Here is a 4,165-nt window from a genome sequence, read left to right on the forward strand (position 1 = left end):
ATGGCTAAGCGAGCGCCGATCCGCCCGCCCGCGATCAGCGGGCACAGCTACCTCCGCCCGCTCGGATCGGGCGGCTTCGCCGAGGTCTTTCTGTACGAGCAGGACATGCCCCGCCGCCTCGTGGCGGTCAAGGTGCTGCCCCCGCTCGGCGCGGACCCGGAGGCCAGGCGCACCTTTGAGGCCGAGGCCGACATCACCGCCCGGCTGAGCACCCACCCCTCGATTCTCACTGTTTACCAGGCCAGCATCGCCGCGGACGGGCACCCCTTCATCGCAATGGAGTACTGCCCGGACTCGATGAGTGTCCGCTCCCGGGCCGCACGGCTGCCCCTCGACGCGGTCCTCGACACAGGGGTGCGGCTCGCGGGGGCGCTCGAAACGGCCCACCGGAGCGGGGTGTTGCACCGGGATATCAAGCCCTCGAACGTGCTCGTGAGCGGGCTCGGCCGACCCGTGCTGAGCGACTTTGGCATCTCCGCGGCGCTGGACGCCGAGGAACACCCCGAGGGGATTGCCATGTCGATCCCCTGGGCCGCCCCCGAGCTGATCGCCAAGCAGACCGCTGGCACGGTCGCGAGCGAGATCTGGTCACTCGCGGCCACCCTCTTCAGCTTCGCGGCGCAGCGGTCGCCGTTTGAGCTGCCGGAGCGCACGCAGAACAGCCGGGAAAAGATCGAGGCCCGCATCCGGAAGGGCCAGTACCCCGGGCTCCCCGACCCGGGAGCCTACGGACACCTCGACGCCGTGCTGGCACAGGCGATGCGCCCGCGCCCGGGGGACCGCTTCGCCTCCATGCGGGAGTTCGGGGAGGCCCTGCAGGAGGCCCAGCGAGCCCACGGCTTCGACGCCACCCCGCTGGACGTGATCGCCGAGCCCTGGGGCCAGGCCGCCTTCGCGGCCGCGTCCGTGGGCGACCGCGGCCCCGTCATCTCTCGGGTGCGCGCGGAGAGCCGGAGCTCCCAGCGCGCCGCCGAGCGGGCCGAGGCCGAGCCGTGGACGCAGGCGTCGCCGCGTCGCCCGCGGCTGTCTCCGCTCGCGGCCGGGGCGATCGGTGCGGGCGCCGCGGCGCTGCTCCTGCTCGGCGGCTCCGCCCTGCTCAGCGGGTGGCTCGGATGACCGGGCTCACGCGGAGCGCCCCGCGCGGCCCGGTCACGAGCGAGCGGCGCGCTCGGCTCCGAACCGTGGTCGCGGCCGGGCTGGTCGCCGCGCTCGGCGCGGCCGCGGCGGTGTTCGCGGCGGGCTACGACGCCCGCGAGATCCCCCGCGAGGAGACCGCCGTCTGGGTCGCCCGAGACGCGGGCCAGTACGCCCGAGTGAACACCGTGACCCGGGAGATCGATACGGTTCGCCAGGCAGAGGACCCCACGCAGGTCGTGCAGTCCGGCGCGGACGGCATCCTCTTCACCGACGGCCTGAGCCGGGCCTGGCCCATCGACCCGGCAGTCCCGGTGGACGTGGGGGCCGCGTCGACCCCCTCCGGCGGTTCCACGTCCGAGCCTGCCGAGCCCGCGCAGACCGCGGCCGTATCCGGCTCCGCCCCGCTGCCGGGGGCCGGCGGTCCGCCCGTGGAGCACACCCCAAACGGCACCCGCGAGGTGCTCAGCGCAGCCGGGACGCTCGCGGTACGCACCGACTCGGGCGGCGTATTCCTGAGCGCCCCCGGCGCGGAGCGCGCCGCTGGCGAAGACGCGGTCGCGACCCCCCTCGCGGGCCCGCCGAGCGACGCAGCCCCCGGCTCGGCCGGTCGGGTCGACGGGCTCCGCCCCATCAGCATGCCGGACGGGGCGGTCCCGCCCGACGCGGACGCCATCGCGCTCGACGAGGCGGGCACGCTCGCGCTGTTTTCCCGGGCCGAGGGGTCGATTCGTCGCTACGACACTGACCGCGGACAGTTTCGCGGCGGCGCCGAGCCGGTGGGCGCGGGCGCGGCCGACGTCGAGCGCCCCCAGCTCGCCCTCATCGACGGCGACTGGGCGCTCCTGGATCCCGATGCGGGGCTGCTCTGGCGCGCCGGGGTGGCCGAGCCCAGAGCGCTCGACCTGAGCGGGACGGCCCAGTTACAGGCCAGCGGGCCGGGCCACGACGGGGCGGCCCTCATCGCGGACGAGGCGGGGCTCTGGCGGGTCGGCGCGGAGGGCACCCCCGAGCGCCTCGCGGTGGCCGAGGGGCAGCCCGCCCAGCCCCGCAGCATCGCCGGGCAGCAGCACGCGGCCTGGCTCGGCCCCGAGGGCGGCACCCTCTGGGCGGCAGCGGGCGAGGCGGCGGGGGAGGCCCGGCAGATTCCGCTCGACCCGAGCGTCGACGCCGCGGCCCGCCCCCTGCACCCCGTGTTGCAGAGCAACGGCTCCCGCGGGGTGCTCCTCGAAACGGGGACTGGGATGCTGTGGACCCTGCCCGACGGGCAGCTGATCCCCGTCGCGCAGTGGACGGTCACCGACCCGCCCAAGGAAGACACGGGAGCCGTGGTGGTCGAGGACGTGACCGAGCAGCTCCCGCCCGTCGCGGTGCCCGACGAGTTCGGGGTGCGCGCCGGTCGGCAGGCGATCCTGCCGGTGCTCCTCAACGACTTCGATCCCAACAAGAAGGACGTGCTCACCATCGTCCCCGAGTCCCTCGCGGAGGGGCTCGACCCGGCGGACTTCGGCTCAGCCCAGCTCCTGCCGGACGCGCAGGCCCTCACGGTGCGGGTCGCGGAACACGCCACGGGCAGCGCGACGCTCCGCTACCGCATCACCGACGGGGTGCACGTCTCTGAGCCCGCGACGGTCACGCTGACGGTTGCGCCGGAGGACGTCAACACCGCCCCCGAGTGGTGCGGGGTCGAGGGGTGCCAGCGCGCGTGGCCGACCCCGGAGCTTGCCCCGGGCGGCACCCTCGTGCTCCCCGTGCTTGAGGGCTGGGTTGACCCCGAGGGCGATCCCGTCGTTCTCACGGCGGCCCGGGTGACACACCCCGCCGACCCGGTCCGTGCGGTGGTCGGGGCCGACGGCCGGGTCGCCGTCCGGCACAGCGATCCGAACGCCCCGGATGGCCCGGTCTCGATCGAGGTGACCGTGAGCGATTCCCGGGGGGCGGAGACCACCCGCGAACTGGTCGTGCAGATCAGCGCCGCAGCCGCGCTCAGCTTCGAGGGGATGGCCGCGACCGTGCCAACGGGGGAGGCGACCGAGCTGAGCCCGCTCGACCGCGTCAGCGGCGGCTCCGGCGACATCGAACTCGTCGACGCGGTGCTGCCCGCATCCGCCCCCGGGTGGTCGGTGACCCCGCGACCGGAGTCCGGCCGGGTGACGCTGGTCGCGGATGCGCCGGGCAGCCAGACGGTCACGGTCACGGTGCGGGACCGGGTCCTCGGCAGCGAGCTGAGCGGCCCGGTGCGCGTGAGCGCCCAGCCGGGCGGCCTCGCGCTGGCGGTGCCACCGATGCGCGCCTTCGTGCGACCGCTCCAGGACGCCACGGTGGGCGTGCTGGATGCCCTGCCGCGCGGCGAGGCCCGCGGACTGCTCGTGACCGGGGTAAGCGTGACCAGCGGCGAGCTGACCGCCGATGTGATCGAGCAACACCGGGTCCGGGTCGCGGGCACGACGCCCGACGGGGGAGCAGGGCTGATCGGCACCGCCGAGGTGACCGTCGCCGATGGCACCGAGCACGCCACGGGGGAGCTGACCGTGTTCCAGGTGCCCGAGGTCACGGACGGGGTGGTCGTGTCGGTGCCCGACGCCGCGACGGTCCGGGCGGGAAGCGTCGTCGATCTGCGGGTGCTGGAGAATGACCTCGGCCCGCGCGGCGAGCGGCTCACCCTCAGCCCCGAGGTGACCGGTTCCGGGGCCCCGGGAGAGCTCGCCTTCGCCTCCGGGAACACGCTGCGCTACCTCGCTCCGAAGCAGGCCGGGACCTACGAGCTCGGGTACCGCGCCTTCCTGGACAGCGATCCCGAGCGTTTCGACACGGCCCGGGTCACGATCCGGGTGCTCCCCGCCGGCAGCAACGGCGATCCCGTGCCCGCGCCGGTGACCGCGCGCGTGCTCCCGGGCCAGACGACCCGCGTGGCGGTGCCCCTCACGGGCGTGGACCCCGACGGCGACCGGGTCCGGCTCGTGAGCGTTGACGCTCCGGGCGACGAGACGATCAGCGCGCACCTCGGTCGCCGCGGCGACGAGATCGTGAT

The 4,165-nt window shown here is 75.2% G+C and carries 2 protein-coding genes; both read left to right on the forward strand.

From position 1 onward, the window contains the following. On the forward strand, positions 1-1,116 hold a 1,116-nt coding region (locus tag OOT08_RS11095; protein WP_325092701.1), incomplete at its 5' end, for a serine/threonine-protein kinase. Then, positions 1,113-4,165, forward strand: a 3,053-nt coding sequence (locus OOT08_RS11100) for an Ig-like domain-containing protein (RefSeq protein WP_325092702.1), incomplete at its 3' end; no start/stop codon positions are given. The genes OOT08_RS11095 and OOT08_RS11100, both read left to right, overlap by 4 nt.

This window comes from Leucobacter sp. M11 (assembly GCF_035726885.1).
Lineage (GTDB): Bacteria > Actinomycetota > Actinomycetes > Actinomycetales > Microbacteriaceae > JAPFRB01.